Source organism: Vibrio sp. Vb1018 (assembly GCF_033338775.1).
GTDB classification, from domain to species: domain Bacteria; phylum Pseudomonadota; class Gammaproteobacteria; order Enterobacterales; family Vibrionaceae; genus Vibrio; species Vibrio alginolyticus.
Genome location: NZ_JAWOTI010000001.1, coordinates 129142 through 145973, shown reverse-complemented (window position 1 = coordinate 145973; position 16832 = coordinate 129142). Strand labels below are relative to the sequence as shown.

Annotated in this window: 16 protein-coding genes; 14 read left to right on the top strand and 2 right to left on the bottom strand. The window is 45.1% G+C overall.

Translation table 11 applies throughout. The annotated features are described in order from the left end of the window. Nucleotides 1–48 precede the first annotated feature (48 nt). Together hutZ and R7Z10_RS00595 are read left to right on the top strand one after the other, a co-directional pair. Nucleotides 49–579, top strand: coding sequence for a heme utilization protein HutZ (hutZ, locus tag R7Z10_RS00600; RefSeq protein WP_017635270.1), 531 nt, complete (start codon nucleotides 49–51; stop codon nucleotides 577–579). A 97-nt stretch (nucleotides 580–676) separates the two neighbouring features. Then, a complete protein-coding gene (locus R7Z10_RS00595) occupies nucleotides 677–1213 on the top strand; it encodes an ATP:cob(I)alamin adenosyltransferase (RefSeq protein ID WP_005375333.1) in 537 nt (178 codons plus the stop codon). 80 nt (nucleotides 1214–1293) lie between these two features. Here the strand turns inward: R7Z10_RS00595 and R7Z10_RS00590 are convergent, their stop codons facing one another. After that, on the bottom strand, nucleotides 1294–2208 hold the full coding sequence (locus R7Z10_RS00590) for a chemotaxis protein (RefSeq protein ID WP_005385059.1): 915 nt from the start codon (nucleotides 2206–2208) through the stop codon (nucleotides 1294–1296). Nucleotides 2209–2423: 215 nt separating this feature from the next. On the opposite strand from R7Z10_RS00590, the gene ppiC reads away from it, so the two are divergent. The 6 genes from ppiC to R7Z10_RS00560 all read left to right on the top strand — a co-directional run bounded on the left by ppiC (nucleotide 2424) and on the right by R7Z10_RS00560 (nucleotide 9478). Beyond that, nucleotides 2424–2765: a peptidylprolyl isomerase PpiC gene (gene ppiC / locus R7Z10_RS00585; RefSeq protein WP_081007916.1), complete on the top strand. Its 342-nt coding sequence runs from the start codon at nucleotides 2424–2426 to the stop codon at nucleotides 2763–2765. Nucleotides 2766–3108: 343 nt separating this feature from the next. Then, nucleotides 3109–4413: an MATE family efflux transporter gene (locus tag R7Z10_RS00580; RefSeq protein WP_225491762.1), complete on the top strand. Its 1305-nt coding sequence runs from the start codon at nucleotides 3109–3111 to the stop codon at nucleotides 4411–4413. Between the two features lie 171 nt (nucleotides 4414–4584). Beyond that, a complete protein-coding gene (locus tag R7Z10_RS00575; protein ID WP_225491761.1) occupies nucleotides 4585–5346 on the top strand; it encodes an ATP-binding cassette domain-containing protein in 762 nt (253 codons plus the stop codon). A 20-nt stretch (nucleotides 5347–5366) separates the two neighbouring features. Beyond that, complete coding sequence (locus tag R7Z10_RS00570) at nucleotides 5367–6215, top strand: dipeptide/oligopeptide/nickel ABC transporter ATP-binding protein (protein ID WP_318103650.1); 849 nt, start codon at nucleotides 5367–5369, stop codon at nucleotides 6213–6215. Further along, the gene (locus R7Z10_RS00565) at nucleotides 6205–7719 is read left to right on the top strand and encodes an ABC transporter substrate-binding protein (RefSeq protein WP_025768505.1); all 1515 of its coding nucleotides are present in this window, start codon (nucleotides 6205–6207) and stop codon (nucleotides 7717–7719) included. Before R7Z10_RS00570 ends, R7Z10_RS00565 begins: the two co-directional genes overlap by 11 nt. A 46-nt stretch (nucleotides 7720–7765) precedes the next feature. After that, nucleotides 7766–9478 (top strand): ABC transporter permease subunit, encoded by a 1713-nt coding sequence (locus R7Z10_RS00560; RefSeq protein ID WP_318103831.1) that lies wholly within the window; start codon nucleotides 7766–7768, stop codon nucleotides 9476–9478. 177 nt (nucleotides 9479–9655) lie between these two features. Here the strand turns inward: R7Z10_RS00560 and R7Z10_RS00555 are convergent, their stop codons facing one another. Continuing rightward, the gene (locus tag R7Z10_RS00555; protein WP_005375354.1) at nucleotides 9656–10414 is read right to left on the bottom strand and encodes a DeoR/GlpR family DNA-binding transcription regulator; all 759 of its coding nucleotides are present in this window, start codon (nucleotides 10412–10414) and stop codon (nucleotides 9656–9658) included. 274 nt (nucleotides 10415–10688) lie between these two features. Here R7Z10_RS00555 and ltnD point away from each other — a divergent pair, with 274 nt between their 5' ends. The 6 genes from ltnD to R7Z10_RS00525 all read left to right on the top strand — a co-directional run bounded on the left by ltnD (nucleotide 10689) and on the right by R7Z10_RS00525 (nucleotide 16828). Further along, the gene (ltnD, locus tag R7Z10_RS00550; protein ID WP_005375356.1) at nucleotides 10689–11597 is read left to right on the top strand and encodes an L-threonate dehydrogenase; all 909 of its coding nucleotides are present in this window, start codon (nucleotides 10689–10691) and stop codon (nucleotides 11595–11597) included. A gap of 25 nt (nucleotides 11598–11622) precedes the next feature. Continuing rightward, complete coding sequence (gene otnK, locus R7Z10_RS00545; protein ID WP_318103829.1) at nucleotides 11623–12879, top strand: 3-oxo-tetronate kinase; 1257 nt, start codon at nucleotides 11623–11625, stop codon at nucleotides 12877–12879. A gap of 11 nt (nucleotides 12880–12890) precedes the next feature. Then, nucleotides 12891–13538 carry an aldolase gene (locus tag R7Z10_RS00540; RefSeq protein ID WP_005385078.1) on the top strand — a complete coding sequence of 216 codons (648 nt, stop codon included), beginning with the start codon at nucleotides 12891–12893 and terminating at the stop codon, nucleotides 13536–13538. Continuing rightward, nucleotides 13538–14314, top strand: coding sequence for a 2-oxo-tetronate isomerase (gene otnI / locus R7Z10_RS00535; protein WP_033906789.1), 777 nt, complete (start codon nucleotides 13538–13540; stop codon nucleotides 14312–14314). Before R7Z10_RS00540 ends, otnI begins: the two co-directional genes overlap by 1 nt. 61 nt (nucleotides 14315–14375) lie before the next feature. Continuing rightward, entirely contained in the window at nucleotides 14376–15335 is a 960-nt protein-coding gene (denD, locus tag R7Z10_RS00530) for a D-erythronate dehydrogenase (RefSeq protein ID WP_318103647.1), read from the top strand. Beyond that, nucleotides 15335–16828 (top strand): GntP family permease, encoded by a 1494-nt coding sequence (locus R7Z10_RS00525; RefSeq protein ID WP_005375369.1) that lies wholly within the window; start codon nucleotides 15335–15337, stop codon nucleotides 16826–16828. Before denD ends, R7Z10_RS00525 begins: the two co-directional genes overlap by 1 nt. The last annotated feature ends 4 nt before the right edge of the window (nucleotides 16829–16832 follow it).

Genomic DNA, 16832 nt, shown 5'->3' with positions numbered 1-16832 from the left:
ATAATCGAGGCTTAACTCGAATACTAATTAGTAAAGTCAGGTATCAATATGGATCAACAAGTTAAACAAGAGCGTTTGCAAGGTCGTTTAGGGCCAGAGATCAAAGAGTTTCGTCAGGAGCGCCGTACACTTCAGCTTGCAACTGTCGATGCAGAAGGTCGCCCGAATGTAAGCTACGCGCCTTATGTCCAAAACCAGGAAGGTTATTTCGTTCTCATTTCTAAAATCGCTCGTCATGCCCGTAACCTTTTAGAAAATCCAAATGTTTCATTGATGATGATCGAAGATGAAGAGTCTTCAAAGCAGCTGTTTGCTCGTAAGCGCTTAACTTTTGATGCGGTAGCAAATGTAGTTGAGCGAGACACAGAGATGTGGCAACAAGTTGTTGAACAAATGAAAGAGCGTTTTGGTGAGATTATTGATGGTCTAAGCCAGCTAGAGGATTTCGTTTTGTTTAACTTAAAGCCAGAATCGGGGCTATTTGTTAAAGGTTTTGGTCAGGCGTATCAAGTGTCTGGTGATGATTTAGTAGATTTTGTTCACCTTCAAGAAGGTCACAAGAAAGTCGAAAGTGCCTGATTGTAAACCGATCATATGAATGTCGATCATTTGGCATAATGAACGTTTAAAGGGAGTTAGGTTATACTGACTCCCTTTTTTATATTGGAACAAAAGCATGAAACCTGTAAGCAAGGAATTGAGCGAGATTTGCTATCCGTTTATTTACGAGGACAGTCCGGTTTGTGACTTTGAAATTACAGCAGATGAACTTTGTAGTCGTATTGGCCTTGTTCTCGCTATGGAGTTGGACGAGTTTAGCCGCGATATACTGACAAGAATGCAGCCTAATGTTTATCATCTAAATGGTTCGGTTCGCGGAAAATTAGCGATTACAGAGACGGAAGTTGAAGAGTTAAAGGCCGATTATGCTTTGCTCAAGCAACGCATTGATGGTGGCTTCAAAGGCTTTGTTCTACCCGGAGGACACCCGGCAGCCAGTCAATTGCATTTGTGCCGTTGCCAAGCGAAAAAAACGGTACGAGCATTAGTTGCCGTTGAACATACAGGTAAGAAGCAGCCCGCACCTATTTTGTTTCGTTACGCGAACTTATTAGCGAATGTACTTTACAGCCTAGCTTCTTATATTAATCATGCTCACCAAGTCAAAGAGACGGAATTCGTTTCTCGTAGTTACGCGATGCCAAAGAAGTGAGCTGAGAAATTAGCGGATGTGAGCATCAGGGATAGGACAAGTACTGCATTATATTCTCAAATCAACTCGTCCAATAAGAGTTAAGAAGTCATAGCTTTGGCTTCTAGCTCTTTTGCTCCGCGAAGCATCGCTTCGATTAGTTCTCCTGCATTGAATTTCTCAAGTGCCTCATGCGCGCCAACTTGGTGAGCTCTGTCTACACAGATTTCGCTCGATAACGATGTATGTAAAATGCGGTATGAATGGTTCAGAGAGGAATTATTCTGAACTTCAAATGCTAATTCATAACCGTCTAATCCGGGCATTTCAATATCGCTGACCAGAATATCAATTGGGCGATGAGCCGCAGCGTCACTTTTCATCAGTTCCAATGCATCTAAACCATTTTTACAGATTTGATACCCAATATTGATGCTATCGAGTGCGTCACACAGCTGTTTACGAGCGATGGAAGAGTCATCCACCAATAGAATACTGAGTGCTTTTAGGCGTTCTCGCTCAATATCTGTCAGCATTGGGATCTTTGAATTCTCGTACTGCGGATAAATTTTGGAAAGTAGCAGCTCCACATCCAGCATTTGAACAGTTTTGTCCTCGTAGCGAGTAATTCCAGTCACGAAAATATTTTTTCCAGCGCTCGGAGGTGGTGTTTCAATAGCTTTCCAATCGCACTCAATGATCTTCTCTATACTACGAACCATAAACGCAACCACGGTTCGCAAGCAATCTGTCACGATCAAGTAGCAGCTTTTATATTCTTCTTCACTAATAGGACGAAAGCCAACAGCCGCTGACATATCGATCACTGGTACTGTTAAGTTACGTATCGTAACGGTTCCAATGACGTGATGATGCGAGTAAGGGATCTTTGTCGTTGGCATGTACGGGACGATTTCACGGACTTTTAGCGTACCGATAGCGAAACTCTGTTGCAGGGTGAGCTTAAACATCAACATGCCCTGAGATTGATTCGCTTTGCTAACGACTTTTGCCATGAAAATAACCTTATAAACACCACCGAATTGTGTCTAATCTAATATTATCAGACGAAGGCTTCAACCATCGGAGAGACAAATGTGAGCTTTTTAGACAATCTTTTAGAGACATAGTGATTAACTGAGCAAAACTTGTTTGTATTTTAAACTCATTATGTAGACGATTTTATATTCCTCGTGTATTGGGGCCTTTACCGCTGAGCTATTATTAAGAAATGTTTGGTCTGTTAAAAAGGATTGGGTACACTTGCGCGACCAGAATAGTGAGAGATAGAACAATGGCAAATACAGCAGCCGCATTACATATTCTTGTGAAGCACAAAGAGCAAGCGGAAGACATAATCAAGCAACTGAAAAAAGGCGCAAAGTTTCAGACATTAGCGAAGAAGTATTCAACTTGCCCGTCAGGCAAACGCGGTGGTGACCTTGGTGAATTCCGCCGTGGTCAAATGGTACCTCAATTCGACAAAGTGTGCTTTTCTGGCGAAGTGTTAACGCCGCATTTAGTTAAAACCAAGTTCGGTTGGCATGTTGTGAAGGTGCTTTACAGAACATAAGGCTTGGTATCGACCTAAACATTGTCAGATGAAACCCACAAGCATTAAATATCATCTGTACGGTCTCTTTTCACCAATCACTACCGTTATGACATGGCAGATACATTCTGATTTGCCATGCTCCACCAAACGCTAATCTTTCCAAACTAGAAACTCATTTATATGCAGTTAACTTGGCTTTTCTCATAAGTCGTTATCCTATTTCAAGCTTTGGTATGAGAATACGTTTGCTGGTTGTATCAATTATCAATGCTATTCCTTGCTGGCGAACTTTGGTTCATGTTCGGGCGCCATTCGCATATGATAGCGACCTTATAAAAATTAACCCCGTTCATAATTTAAGATGTCCCTGACTCATAAAGACTATTTTAAAATCGCATTTCCTTTCATTGTTTCTACTGTTACCCAACCATTGTTGGGGGCGGTGGACACCGCGGTGATCGGTAAACTCGGTGTGGCTGAGATGATTGGTGGTGTGGCGATCGGCACCGTCATCATGAACACCTTGTATTGGTTGTTTGGCTTTTTCCGCGTAAGTACTACGGGGCAAAGTGCAATCGCATTAGGTAAAAATAGCCCAGAAGATCAAGCGAGCAGCTTATTTCGTCCTTTCGTGCTTTCGCTTTGCCTTGGCTTGATTTTCATTGCGTTGCAGTCCGTGATTTGGATGGGGGCAGAGCTGATTATCTCCCCTGATGCAGTCGTGGCCGAAAACGCGAAGATTTACTTCGATATCATGATCTTTGGTGCACCGTTTGTACTGCTGAACTACACCGTGATTGGTTGGCTGATGGGGCAGGCGAAAGCCAAAGAAACCTTGCTCACGCAAGTGTTTGGTAACGTGCTGAACATCGTGCTGGATATCGTCTTTGTGTTGTACTTCGATATGGGCATTGCTGGTGTTGCGGTGGCGACACTTATCGCGCAAATCTCGACGTTTGTTATTGGTGCGGTACTGGTGCTGAAAACTTGTCGCTTCCCGCTGTTTGATTACATTCAAACAGCAAAAATGACGCGTAAAGATCTCAAAGTTATCGCGTCTTCCAATATGGATCTGTTGCTTCGAACAGTGTGTCTATTGGTGTTCTTCAACATGATGGCGCGTGTGGGCTCTCAGCTAGGCTCTGATGTGCTCGCTGCGAACGCAATCTTGATGCAAGTGACCTTTATCGTCAGCTACATGTTCGACGGTGTGGCGAATGCGTCGAGCGTCTTCGCAGGTAAAGCCGTAGGGCAGAAGAATCCTACATTGCTTGATAACGTGATTAAGCTAAACACGCAATGGACCGCGGCGTTCGTTGTTGTCTTGACCTTGCTGCTGGTGCTGTTCAAACATCAAGTGGTGTCGTTATTTACCACTTTGCCAAACCTTGTTGAGCTGTATCTAGACATGAGCCCTTGGTTATTGGCATTCCCGTTGGTTGCTGGTTTTGGTCTTACGTTTTACGGCATCTTTACCGGTACAGGGACGACGCGACCAGTGCGTAACTCTACCTTTCTAACCATGGTGTTGTTCTTAGTGACCCAATTTATTGCGGTGCAATATTGGGGCAATCACGGTTTGTGGCTGGCATTCACTTTGTTCTACGTTGGGCGTTTTGTCTTCTTGTTCCCATACCTCGGTCAAGTTAAACAAAAGTGTCTTTAATTCACACTGTCACAAACGACCTAATTTAGATGTTCTTAAAACAAGGGTGGAGCCATCTGCCCTTGCTGATAAATCTGAAAAAGGTGATGAAATAACCTTTCCGACTGGTTTCCTTGCTTTAACCCGCATGATATTATCTGTGATGTTATATTATTACATTTAGTTTATGCCGTGATTTCTCAACCAATACTCTCCGTTAATAATCTCAGCCTTACAGACTCAGAACGCACACTCTTCAAAGACATTTCTTTTGAGCTGTTTCAAGGTGAAGTTCTTGCCATTATGGGACCTTCCGGCATTGGTAAATCCATGTTGTCGAAAGCCGTCGCAGGTTTTTTGCCGTCTGATATTTGGGTCGACGGAAGTATCCAGCTTAACAGCAGTGAAGTCGCACAAACTGCCATACTGCAACGTAGTCAACCGCAGCGCCCCGCGGTCATTTTCCAAGATGCACTTAAAGCACTGAATCCATTGGCCTCTGTCGAGCAACAACTGTGTTTGGCATGGACAGGCAACAAAACACGCTTGTCTTCAGCAAACCGAGAAACGGTGACGACCTTGTTGTCTCAACTCGGATTTACGGATCCAAAAGCAGCATTAGCGCAGCATCCAAGCCAGTTATCTGGTGGTCAGCGTCAGCGTATTTGTATTGCGATTGCGTTGCTTGGTAGTGCCAACTTGATCATCGCAGATGAGCCCACCAGTGCGCTCGATCCAATCACCGAAGCGGAGATCCTTGAGTTGTTCCGCAGCAGTGTTCAGCAACGCAACATCAGTGGTTTGTTGATCACGCACGATCTATCTGCGGCTTTGGCGTGTGACAAAGTCTTGGTGATTGCGGACAACACCATGGTGGCTTATGGCGCACCATGGCAAGCCATTCAGCAAAGTTCGCATCCTTTCTGTCAACAACTTGCGCAACTGCTGCCTTAACCTCATCTCTGGAGCCTATTTTGACTAAGCACAACTTGAGCGGGCACATGCAGCCTAAATCGGCGGAAGTTCGCTTTGCGCAAGCCAGTGTTCACTATTACTCCAAATCAAGTTGGTTAGGGGGCAAACCGTTTAAGGCGCTCGAACAATTGGATCTTGCCATTGATACACAGAACATTGCGATTGTTGGTCCTTCTGGTGCGGGTAAATCGACCTTGATTGAGCTTCTATTCGGTCTTCGTAAACCCACATCTGGTGAAGTGTATGTGTGTGGTTATCCGCTATCGCGTAGCTCGGCTAAGCAGCGCCAAGAGTTGTGTCAGCACATTCAATTGATTCCGCAAGAGCCGCAATCGAGCTTGAATCCTTATTACACCGTTCGCCAGATCTTACTGGAGCCTTTGAGCAACATTGGTTTAACGCAAGAACTTAACGAGAAGGTGGAAAAGGTCTTGGCGGATGTCGGTTTGGATCTCACATTGCTGGATCGTAACCCGCAGCAACTATCAGTTGGGCAAGCGCAACGTGTGGCTATCGCCAGAGCTTTAATTGTTGAGCCTTGTGTGTTGGTTGCCGATGAGCCAACCAGCAGCCTAGACCCCGTCAGTCGTAAACAGATTCTCGACTTGTTGGCAGGCATTCAAAAGAGTCGTCAGATGCGCCTGATTTTGGTGACACATGACCTCGATGCGGCACAAACCCTATGCGATGAAATCCTAGTGTTAGACAAAGGACGCGTTGTCGAGCACGGCACGGCACAAAACGTGACAAATAACCCATCACACTTGATCACGAGAGCCTTGATGAGCGCTCAACACAAAAGTAATGAATTCACAAAAACCATTGGAGAGGTTTCTTATGCACCTTAGTACTCCCAAGTTAGCTTTGTCGCTGGCTTTAAGCGCACTGCTGACCGGTTGTTTTGACTCTGGCGAAAGCAAGCCAGAAGCGGAAAAAGCAGCTGCACCGCAAGCAACGGAAATTCGCGTTGCCATGATGCAACCACCACGCACAGGTTTGTCACCACTTTCAGATGACGCGTTCAAACTGTCACGTTGGAGCACGGCAGAAACGCTAGTGAACCTAAACGATCAGTCGGTAGCAGAGCCTATGCTGGCAACAGAGTGGGAACAAGTTGACCCAATGACGTGGCAATTTAAGGTACGTAAAGGCGTGAAATTCCACGATGGTTCTGAGCTTGATGCCAACGCGGTTGTGAACTCTCTACAAAAAGCATTAGATGCCGCACCTAAACCACGCATCTTGGACGGTATCGAATGGCAAGTTCGCGCATTGGACGACTTCACTGTTGAAATCAAAACGACCTTTAACGATCCACTGTTGCCAAGCCGTCTTTCTAGCCCACAGCTAGCGATCCTTTCTGGTGCTGCATATCAAGAAAACGGTCGTGTTGTGCCAATCAAAGCAGGTACGGGCCCATTCGTTCTGACAGAAATCAACGGGACAACCAGCGCAAAACTGAAGCGTTTTGACGGTTACTGGGGTGAAAAAGCAAAAGTAGACAGTATCTTTGCTGAATACGTACCAAACGGTTTTGCTCGTGCTGCAGCACTGCGTACTGGTGAGGCGGATGTAGTGGAAGCCGTTCCTGTTTCGCAAATCGCGATGATGGAATCTTCACAGCTGCACGAAGTCGCAATGCCGCGTACCAACACGCTTTACCTAAACAATAAATCAGATGTGTTTAGCCAGTTCGGTTTGCGTAAAGCAGCGGCTCAAGCGGTTAACCGTGAGCAAATCATCAAAACGGTTTACGAGAACCACGCCGATTCAGCGAAAGGTCTGTTAGGTCCAGCATTGGCATGGGCTCAACCAATTCGTGACGCGAACCCTCGTATGGAAACCATGGAAATGCGCCACGCGAATGGGGAGAAGATCACCATTGGTACGTTTACCGACCGTGCTGAGTTGCCAGAAGTGGCGGTGCTGCTAAAGCAACAACTTGAAGCGGCTGGCTTTGTGGTTGAACTAGACGTTCGTGAATATGCACAAATCGAAAACGATGCACTAGCAGGTAAGTTCGATGCGTTCTTGTTGTCACGTGCAACGGTGCTGGATTCTGGTGACCCAGTGGCGTACATGCAAAGTGACTTTAGCTGTAAAGGTTCTTACAACCTAGGGCAGTTCTGCTCTGAAGAGGTGGACGCAGCATTGAAACACGCTGATCGTCAGCCATTGGGTGAGAAACGCCAACAAGCGATCATCGAAGCAGAAAGCAAAATCCTTGAGCAATACGCTGTGATTCCACTGCTTCACGAGCGTGTAATCCAAGGTGAGAGTGACCGCGTGAAGAACGCACAACGTGATCCACGTGAGCGTCGCCTGATCGACCAGTTTACTGAGGTGAACTAACTCGATGTCGTCTGTTGCCAACATGCGCTCTCGTTGGAGCGCTTGTATGCCTGAATGGTTTACGCGTTTTTTGTCACGCTTCCTGTCACTCGGGGTAGTGGTTGTGCTGGTGGGTTTGATGCCGGATATTGCAGGTATCGACCCAAGCCAATCAATCCTCCGTGCCCGTGCGGGTGCTCAACAATTGCTGACAGCAGAAGCTCTGCAAGCCATTCGAGAAGATCTTCAACTTGACCGCAGCGCTGCTGAGCGACTGTGGGATTGGTTGACGCTTGCCATGCAAGGTGACTTAGGTGTCTCTTGGGTGAGCGGGGCATCCGTCATGGAGAGCGTTCAACAAACCGCAAAAACGTCACTATTACTGATGCTTACAGCGTTAGGCATGGCATTTGTAATGTGCATGGCGAGTGTGCTTTACACCGTGCGTCGTTGGCAACAGAATCGTTTAGACAAGCATCATGACACGCTCAGTTCGGTGTTGGTTTCATTGCCTGAATACGTGATTGCTTCATTGCTGATCATGGTATTTTCCATCTGGTTGGGTTGGTTCCCACCTTATGGTTGGCAAGGCGTGCAAAACCTCTGGTTACCCAGTTTGGCAATGGCATTGCCTGCTGCTGGTTTGTTCGGTCGTTTGCTCAATGACAGCCTCAAGCGTGTATTAGATGAACCTTGGGTGATCACTTGGCTATCGGCGAACGTCAGTAAGTTTCAAATCTTACGCTTTGCCTTGTGGCGTGCCGTTAGTAACTTGATTCCTCAAATCGCAATGACGGTGATTGGTTTAACCGGCGGTGCGGTTGCTGTGGAGCAAGTGTTCTCCATTCCGGGTATCGGACGACTAATCTTAGGCGCAGCGAAATCACAAGATCTGCCGATGCTGCAAGGTGGCTTGTTGGTGTTGCTGGTGTTCTCGATGTTGATCAGCAGTGCGAGCATCTTATTGCAACGCTGGTTACTCGGGCACAGTGTCACAAGTGGCAAGCTGATCAGCAGTCACAGTACGTTCCGTTTTACCCAAAGCACCACCAAACGCATCGTCAGTGCGACAATCTTTGCCTTGCTGATTGGTTGTGCGGGATGGGCGTTAATGCGCGATCCTTACACCATCCAATTTACTCGCCTTGAATCGCCAAGCTTAGCAGCCCCGTTTGGTGCCGATGCGGTCGGGCGAGATCTGCTTGCTCGTGTTGGCGGGGGTATGATGTCGACAATCAAAATGGGCATCATCGCGACGTTCCTAAGTTTGGTGATTGGTTTGCTGCTCGGCTTTGTGACTCGTTATAGCCAAGGCTTAATTGAGATCACCAAAGGTGTGCCATACATTGTGGCGGGTCTGCTGATTGCGGGTCTAACGGGAATGAACCCAAACAGTGCCTTGATTGCGATTGTTATAGTGTCATGGGCACCATTAGCGGCGCACTGTGCGAGCTTGTTGATGGAAGCCAAAGCGCAGCCTTATACGCATCTTGCGCCCATTTGGGGAACCAATCAGTGGAGAGTACTCCGCTACTACTTGTTGCCTTATGTGCTGCCGCCATTGATTCGTCACGCGTTTCTGCGTTTGCCGTACATTACGCTCAGTCTGACGTCTCTGAGTTTTATCGGACTTGGCGTTAAGCCGCCAGAACCTGAGTGGGGCTTATTGATTGCGGAAAACTTGCCTTACATAGAGCGCTCACCATTAGGTGTCTTGCTGCCAATCTCAGGCTTAGTTTTGATGGCAATTGCGGTGAATTTGATTTTTGATGACAAGTGACGAGCAGCGATAAAGCGAAGTGAGCTTCCATATCCAGATGTAATCAGTAATTTGGTAATTTAGAAAACAAAAGGATGTGTTTTCTGCCAGAAAGTACACAGCACGGTCTATGTATATTGGAAGCACCTATAAATTAACGAGTATAAAAGTTACGCGAACTCAGATGTTTAGGTAGTGTTACTCTTTATACACACGTAATCCTTTATCCGTTAACTCTTGAGTGACCACTTCGGATAGGTTTCGATCGGTAATAATTCCGTCCAATTGCTCGATGTCTAATGCATGAAAGCTCGCTATCTGACCGTATTTAGTTGAGTCTGAGATCAGATAATTGGTTTGTGCCGCCTTGATGATTGCTTTTTTAACGAGAACTTTATTTTCATTAGGTGTTGATAAGCCTTTCAAGCTCCAAGATGAAGTCGAAATAAAGGCGATATCAATATTTAGCCCATTCAAGAACTCTGCGACTTTTCCTCCAATGGTGGATTGGTTCTCGCGGTCAATTTTTCCCCCTGTGTGGTAAAGCTCACATTCACTGTGCGTCATAAGGAAAGCAGCAATAGAGAAGTCATTGGTGATCACTAAAAGATCATTACGATTTGCTATTTGATGGGCGATTTCTAGAGAGGTTGTTCCCGCATCCAAGTAAATCGTAGCGTCTTGACCAATTAACGTAGCCGCCAGCTTACCAATTTGAATTTTTTCATCCGCTTGTTGCTCGACCTTCGCATCATGGGAAAGTTCGGAATGTAGAGCTTGAGCGAGTTGCACTCCACCAGAAACAGAAACGACTTTACCTGAGGATTCAAGCTTCACGATATCACGACGAATGGTCATATGTGATACGCCAAGGTGGTCGGTTAAATCTGAAATGCTTAACACTTCTTGATGTGATAACAGGGATAATATGGTTCTTTGACGTTCTGCTGGGATCATAGTTTTACTTCTATATTCTTGTTTTTCAGTATCCTACCAATCTTTTCATTTGTTGTGAATATCTGTGAATTATGTTCTCAACGTTGTAAGAACAGCCTTCGCTTGTGTTAACTGCTCGGATTATCTCTGCCCATAAAGAGGTATATATCACGACATTGTTAATTTGTGTGAAAAAATGTGATTCAAAGCGAGGTCTTAGTATTAATCTTCACATATAATCACATCAACCAAACAAGAATTAACAAAGTTTAATAGACCAGAAGGCATTGTTTTTATGAGTGAAGTTCAATCTGTAGGTGTTATCGGTTTAGGCTCTATGGGAATGGGCGCCGCAAAGTCATGTGTGCGTGCAGGCCTCGATGTCTATGGTTTCGATTTAAATTCTCAAGCGCTTGAAGAGTTAGGTTCATTCGGTGCAAAAGCTGTTTCTACAAATGCAGTTGAGTTTGCAGATAAGCTTGATTCGGTTCTAGTTCTTGTTGTGAACGCAGCTCAAGTTAACACGGTCTTGTTCAAAACCGGTCTTGCTACAGCGCTTAAGCCGAATACGCCAGTAATGGTTTCAGCAACCATCTCAGCAGAAGACGCAAAACAAATTGAAGCGAAATTGGCAGAACACAATCTTGTGATGCTTGATGCACCGGTATCTGGTGGTGCTGCAAAAGCAGAATTAGGTGAGATGACTATTATGGCGTCGGGAGCGCAAAGCACATTTGATGCACTTGAACCAGTACTCAACGCAACGGCAGCTAAAGTCTACAACATCGGTGAAGCGATTGGCCTAGGCGCAACTGTGAAGATTATCCACCAATTGCTAGCAGGTGTTCATATCGCAGCTGGTGCTGAAGCAATGGCATTAGCGGCACGTGCAAACATTCCTCTTGACCTGATGTACGACGTGGTGACGAATGCAGCGGGTAACTCTTGGATGTTTGAGAACCGCATGAAGCATGTAGTTGATGGTGATTACTCCCCTAAATCTATGGTCGACATCTTTGTGAAAGATTTAAACCTCGTATCGGACACAGCAAAAGATCTCAAATTTCCACTTCCTCTATCAAGCACAGCACTAAACATGTTTTTGAGTGCAAGCAATGCTGGTTTTGGCCAGGAGGACGACAGTGCCGTTATCAAGATTTTTGATGGTATTGAGCTTCCAGGTGTAGAAAACAAACAGAAGTAAGCGCACGTAAAACGGAGAAAAAATGATGTTATTAGGCGTTATCGCAGACGACTTTACTGGCGCAACAGACATCGCAGGTTTTCTTGTAGAAAACGGCATGCGCACAGTTCAGCTTAACGGTATTCCAAAAGAAGAGATTGATGTAAACGCAGATGCGGTCGTGATCAGTCTTAAATCTCGCTCCTGTCCTGTAGATGAGGCAATCGAGGATTCAGTAGCTGCGCTTAAGTGGCTGCAAGCAAATGGCTGTCAGCAGTTTTACTTCAAGTACTGCTCAACGTTTGACAGCACAGCAGAAGGTAACATTGGTCCTGTAACGGATGCACTGCTTGCAGAGCTAGGTGAAGCGTTCACCATTGTATGCCCATCATTACCAGTGAATGGTCGCACAGTTTACAACGGCCATCTATTTGTATTCCAAGACTTGCTAAGCGACTCAGGTATGCGTAATCACCCTGTGACACCAATGACTGATTCAAGCCTAGTTCGTATGATGGATGCTCAATCTCAAGGCAAATCTTGCCTGGTAAACTTCCAAATAATTGAACAAGGTCCAAAAGCGGTAATTGAGCGCTTTGAAGAGCTAAAAGTACAAGGCAACCGCTATGCAGTGGTTGATGCATTCAATGCAGAGCATCTTGTCACACTTGGCCAAGCGGCGAAGTCTCTAAAACTGGTAACTGGTGGTTCTGGTTTGGCTGCGGGTATTGCTAAGAACTGGATAGAGAGCCTTGAAGATCAAAGTGATGCGAAGCAAGAGGGGAACCCTAAAAAGGCACCAACCGTTGTGTTATCTGGATCTTGTTCTGTCATGACCAACCAACAGGTCGCTGTTTACAAAGAAAAAGCGCCACACTTTGCTATTGATGTGAAGGCGTGTCTGACGGAAGAAGATTACTCAAATCAAGTGTTTGATTGGGTCATGACCAACATCGAAAGCGAGTTCGCACCACTGGTTTACGCAACCGCAGATGCAGCGGCGTTAAAAGCGATTCAACAAGAGTTTGGCGCGCATGCTTCAAGTCACGCGGTTGAACAGTTCTTTAGCCAACTTGCAGTTAAACTTCAGCAGCACGGTGTGAAAAATTTCATCGTTGCGGGTGGGGAAACCTCAGGGGTTGTAACCCAAAGCCTAGCCGTAAAAGGTTTTCATATCGGTCCTCAAATCGCACCAGGTGTACCTTGGGTGAAGTCACTTGAAGGCGAGCTTTCTTTGGCTCTGAAATCGGGCAACTTCGGCGATGAACACTTCTTTGCCAAAGCACAGTCGTTTTTTGAATAGGTGACGTTGTGATGAATAAAGAATTGATGACAGAACAACAACTGCGAGAGCAAATGGTCACTATGGCTCGCTCTATGTTTGAACGTGGCTATGCGACTGGCGGCGCTGGCAATCTTTCTCTAAAACTGCCTAATGGACACTTTCTGGCAACGCCAACTGGTTCTTCGTTCGGCCGCTTGATTGCTGAAGAGCTTTCGGTTGTAGATATTGATGGCAACCATATCTCTGGTGAAAAGCCATCAAAAGAAGTGGCTTTTCATCTGGCGATTTATCGAAATAACTCAAAGTGTAATGCGATTGTGCATCTGCATTCTACTTACTTGACGGCGCTTTCTTGTCTTGAAGGTCTAGATCGCGAGAATGCCATCAAAGCTTTTACACCTTACTTTGTAATGCGCATTGGCGAACTGCCAGTGATTCCGTACCTGCGCCCGGGCGACCCTCAGATTGCTGAAGAACTTGCGCAACGGGCTAGTGACTACCGAGCTTTCCTCCTGGCGAACCATGGTCCAGTGATCACGGGTACGGACTTTGAAGATGCAGTGGATAACGCAGAAGAGCTAGAAGAGACAGCGAAGCTAGCGTTCATTCTTAAAGATAGCAACATCCGCTACTTAACGGATACTGAGATTCAAGACCTAAAAGGGAGAGGTAAGTAATGGCTAAATTTGCGGCAAATCTGACAATGTTATTCACAGAAGTTCCTTTTCTAGATCGTTTCGAAAAAGCACACCAAGCGGGCTTCAAAGCGGTGGAATACCTTTTTCCATACGCATTCGAAGCGCAAGAACTAGCAAGCAAGATACAGCAGTTTGGTTTTGAGCAAGCGTTATTCAACATGCCTCCAGGTGATTGGGATGCAGGTGAACGAGGTTTTGCAGCTATTCCGGGGCGTGAGGATGAATTTAAAACGAGCGTCGAGACTGCGCTGATGTACGCCAAGGCACTGAACTGTAAAAAGGTTCACGCTATGTCTGGCATTGTTGATTCACGCTTCACTCGTGATCAGCATATTGAAACCTTTATCTCAAACATTCGTTATGCAGCGGATAAGTTTGCCGAACAAGGTGTTGAGCTGATGATTGAGCCACTCAACAATCGCGATGTACCGAACTACTTTGTTGCACATCAACGTGAAGCGGTGGAACTCATCAAACAAGTGGCTCGTCCAAACGTGAAATTGCAGCTCGATCTCTATCACGCACAAGTTATGGACGGTGATCTGAGTACGTTGATTCGCGATGTGGCGCCATACACAGGCCATATTCAAATTGCTTCTGTGCCTGAAAGGCACGAACCATCGGAAGGCGAACTGAATTACCCACACCTATTCAATGTTTTGGATGACTCTGGTTACCAAGGCTGGATCGGTTGTGAATACAACCCAAGGCATAGCACGCAGCTGGGCCTTAGTTGGGTTAAACCATACCTATAACAATTTTAATTTCTATCCATAAATAACTTGAAACCAATTACAAAAACAAAGGGTCGTGACTATGAATATTATCATAACTGGAGGGGCGGGTTTTCTCGGAACCCTACTTGCCAAATCACTACTAAAAGAAAACAAAGCTGAAAGTATTACTATTGTCGACATTCAAAAGTCGCGCTTAGAGGGCATTGATGACCGAGTCGTTTCTTTAGTCATGGATATGACAAAGCGAGAAAATATAGACCAAGTTATTACTGCCGAAACGACACACATTTTTCATTTAGCGGCAATTGTATCGAGCCATGCTGAGCAAGATTTTGATTTAGGCGTAGCTGTAAATCTGACGACCACACAGTTATTGCTTGAGCGTTGCCGTAAAGTAAACCCTAATATTCGTTTTACGTTTGCTTCATCTTTAGCTGTATTTGGTGGTGATCTTCCGGAAACGATTACACCAATAACAGCACTTCATCCTCAGTCATCCTACGGGACGCAAAAAGCTATAGGTGAGTTATTGGTGAACGACTATGCCCGTAAAGGCTTTGTTAAAGCTGTATCCGTACGTTTACCGACTATTTGTATTCGCCCTGGGAAACCAAACCTTGCCGCTAGCTCTTTCGTAAGCGGAATTATTCGTGAGCCTTTGAATGCTCAAGAATCAAATTGTCCTGTAGACCCTACGCTAAAACTTTGGATATCGAGCCCGTCTAGAGTGGTGGACAATATTCAATATGCAGGGCTAATGCCTTATGAGCAGTTAAATAATCTGACCTATAGAACGCTTAATTTACCTGGTATTCAAACTACACCAGCTGAGATGATTCAAACAATGGACACTCTAATGGGTAAACAACTTTCTAATTATATTACCTATGAGCATGATGCGGGTATTGATCGTATTGTGAGTAGTTGGCCACAAAAAATTGATTGTACTAAAGAACTGGAGCTTGGATTTAAAGCAGACAGTAATTTCAAGGATGTATTACAACAATTTATTTCTGTTAACAATATGGAGATTGTCTAATGTTACCAACCTCAGTAATTGGACTAATAGTAGCCGTATCAGTCCTTGTTTTTCTTGTATTACGTACAAAAGTACATGTGTTAATTGCGATGTTAATTGCGGCATGTATCGCAGGTATTATTGGTGGGTTAAGTGTTGACGACACGATTGCGACCGTTAGCAAAGGATTTGGTGGAACATTAGGCGGTATAGGGATTGTCATCGGTCTCGGCGTTATGATGGGGGCTATTTTAGAGGCTTCTGGAGCAGGAGAAAGTATTGCCTATAATTTTATAAAGTGGTTAGGAAAAAAGAAAGAAGAGGCCGCTCTTGCTGTAACTGGCTATATTGTTAGCATCCCAATCTTTGTGGATAGCGCGCTTATCATTCTTTATCCAATAGCGAAGTCTTTGTCAAAAACGTCCAATCGCTCGATTTTAACGCTTACGGTTGCTCTGGCGGGCGGCTTGGTCGTAGCGCATCACGCTATTCCGCCGACTCCAGGGCCTTTGGGAGTTGCTGGTATCTTTGGTGTCGATCTTGCCAGCATGTTAGGTTTTGGTTTGATGATCGCAGCGCCTTGTGTCATGGGTATTGTTTGGTATGCAAGATGGTTAGAAAAGCAGTTTCCTGAATTCATTCCAACCGAACATTTCTCGAAGTCTAGTGAGCAACTGATTAATGATCACAAAGAGTACATTGCAAGTAAAGAAGCGAAAGACCTACCATCTTTAAGTAAATCTATCGCTCCAATTATTATCCCAATTTTACTTATACTTGCGAAATCAGTGATGGGTTTATTAGAGGGGACTTTCGGTTTCGAAGGGCTGACTGCAACAACATTTGGTCAATTTATCGCTTTTATCGGCAGCCCTACTATTGCACTATCAATAGCGACGTTATTAGCGGTTTACACATTGGGTAATAACCTTACCAAAGAAGAAGCGAATGAAAAGATGGAACAAGGAATCTCCACTTGTGGCATCATTTTGTTAGTAACAGGAGCTGGTGGCGCGTTAGGTGCCGTATTGCGTGAAACGGGTGCGGGCGCAGAGATTGCTAACCAAGTTGCAGGGCTTCCTATTTCTGCGGTTATGATTCCATTTATTATTGCGACGTTAGTTCGTATTATTCAGGGCTCTGGTACAGTCTCCATGATAACCGCTGCTTCTATATCTGCCCCAGTTTTAGTGAATATTCCTGACGTTAACCTTTTATTCGCAGCGACGGCAGCTACGATGGGATCTCTATTTGCTGGCTACTTTAATGACTCGCTATTCCATATTGTTAATCGATTAATGGGGGTGACTGAGGTTAAGAAACAACTCATTATTTGGACTATTCCAACAACAATTGCTTGGGCTATTGGTGGTTCATTAGTCATGATTCTTAACTTATTCTTCGGATCTCATGGTTCAATCTTTGATCCTGTGTTACCACTTGCTGTACTTTTGGGGTGTGTTGCATTTACAAAATCTTACAGCGCTAAGCACGTCGAATTACAAGAGGTATAAAGGT

What these genes read in the sequence shown, in the direction of transcription:
- R7Z10_RS00555 (WP_005375354.1), bottom strand. Translation starts at nt 10,414, where the DNA reads ATGATCCCAGCAGAACGTCAAAGAACCATATTATCCCTGTTATCACAT.
- R7Z10_RS00595 (WP_005375333.1), top strand. Translation starts at nt 677, where the DNA reads ATGAAACCTGTAAGCAAGGAATTGAGCGAGATTTGCTATCCGTTTATT.
- denD (WP_318103647.1), top strand. Translation starts at nt 14,376, where the DNA reads ATGAATATTATCATAACTGGAGGGGCGGGTTTTCTCGGAACCCTACTT.
- R7Z10_RS00525 (WP_005375369.1), top strand. Translation starts at nt 15,335, where the DNA reads ATGTTACCAACCTCAGTAATTGGACTAATAGTAGCCGTATCAGTCCTT.
- R7Z10_RS00590 (WP_005385059.1), bottom strand. Translation starts at nt 2,208, where the DNA reads ATGGCAAAAGTCGTTAGCAAAGCGAATCAATCTCAGGGCATGTTGATG.
- otnK (WP_318103829.1), top strand. Translation starts at nt 11,623, where the DNA reads ATGTTATTAGGCGTTATCGCAGACGACTTTACTGGCGCAACAGACATC.
- R7Z10_RS00565 (WP_025768505.1), top strand. Translation starts at nt 6,205, where the DNA reads ATGCACCTTAGTACTCCCAAGTTAGCTTTGTCGCTGGCTTTAAGCGCA.
- R7Z10_RS00540 (WP_005385078.1), top strand. Translation starts at nt 12,891, where the DNA reads ATGAATAAAGAATTGATGACAGAACAACAACTGCGAGAGCAAATGGTC.
- otnI (WP_033906789.1), top strand. Translation starts at nt 13,538, where the DNA reads ATGGCTAAATTTGCGGCAAATCTGACAATGTTATTCACAGAAGTTCCT.
- R7Z10_RS00580 (WP_225491762.1), top strand. Translation starts at nt 3,109, where the DNA reads ATGTCCCTGACTCATAAAGACTATTTTAAAATCGCATTTCCTTTCATT.
- ppiC (WP_081007916.1), top strand. Translation starts at nt 2,424, where the DNA reads ATGTTTGGTCTGTTAAAAAGGATTGGGTACACTTGCGCGACCAGAATA.
- hutZ (WP_017635270.1), top strand. Translation starts at nt 49, where the DNA reads ATGGATCAACAAGTTAAACAAGAGCGTTTGCAAGGTCGTTTAGGGCCA.
- ltnD (WP_005375356.1), top strand. Translation starts at nt 10,689, where the DNA reads ATGAGTGAAGTTCAATCTGTAGGTGTTATCGGTTTAGGCTCTATGGGA.
- R7Z10_RS00560 (WP_318103831.1), top strand. Translation starts at nt 7,766, where the DNA reads ATGCCTGAATGGTTTACGCGTTTTTTGTCACGCTTCCTGTCACTCGGG.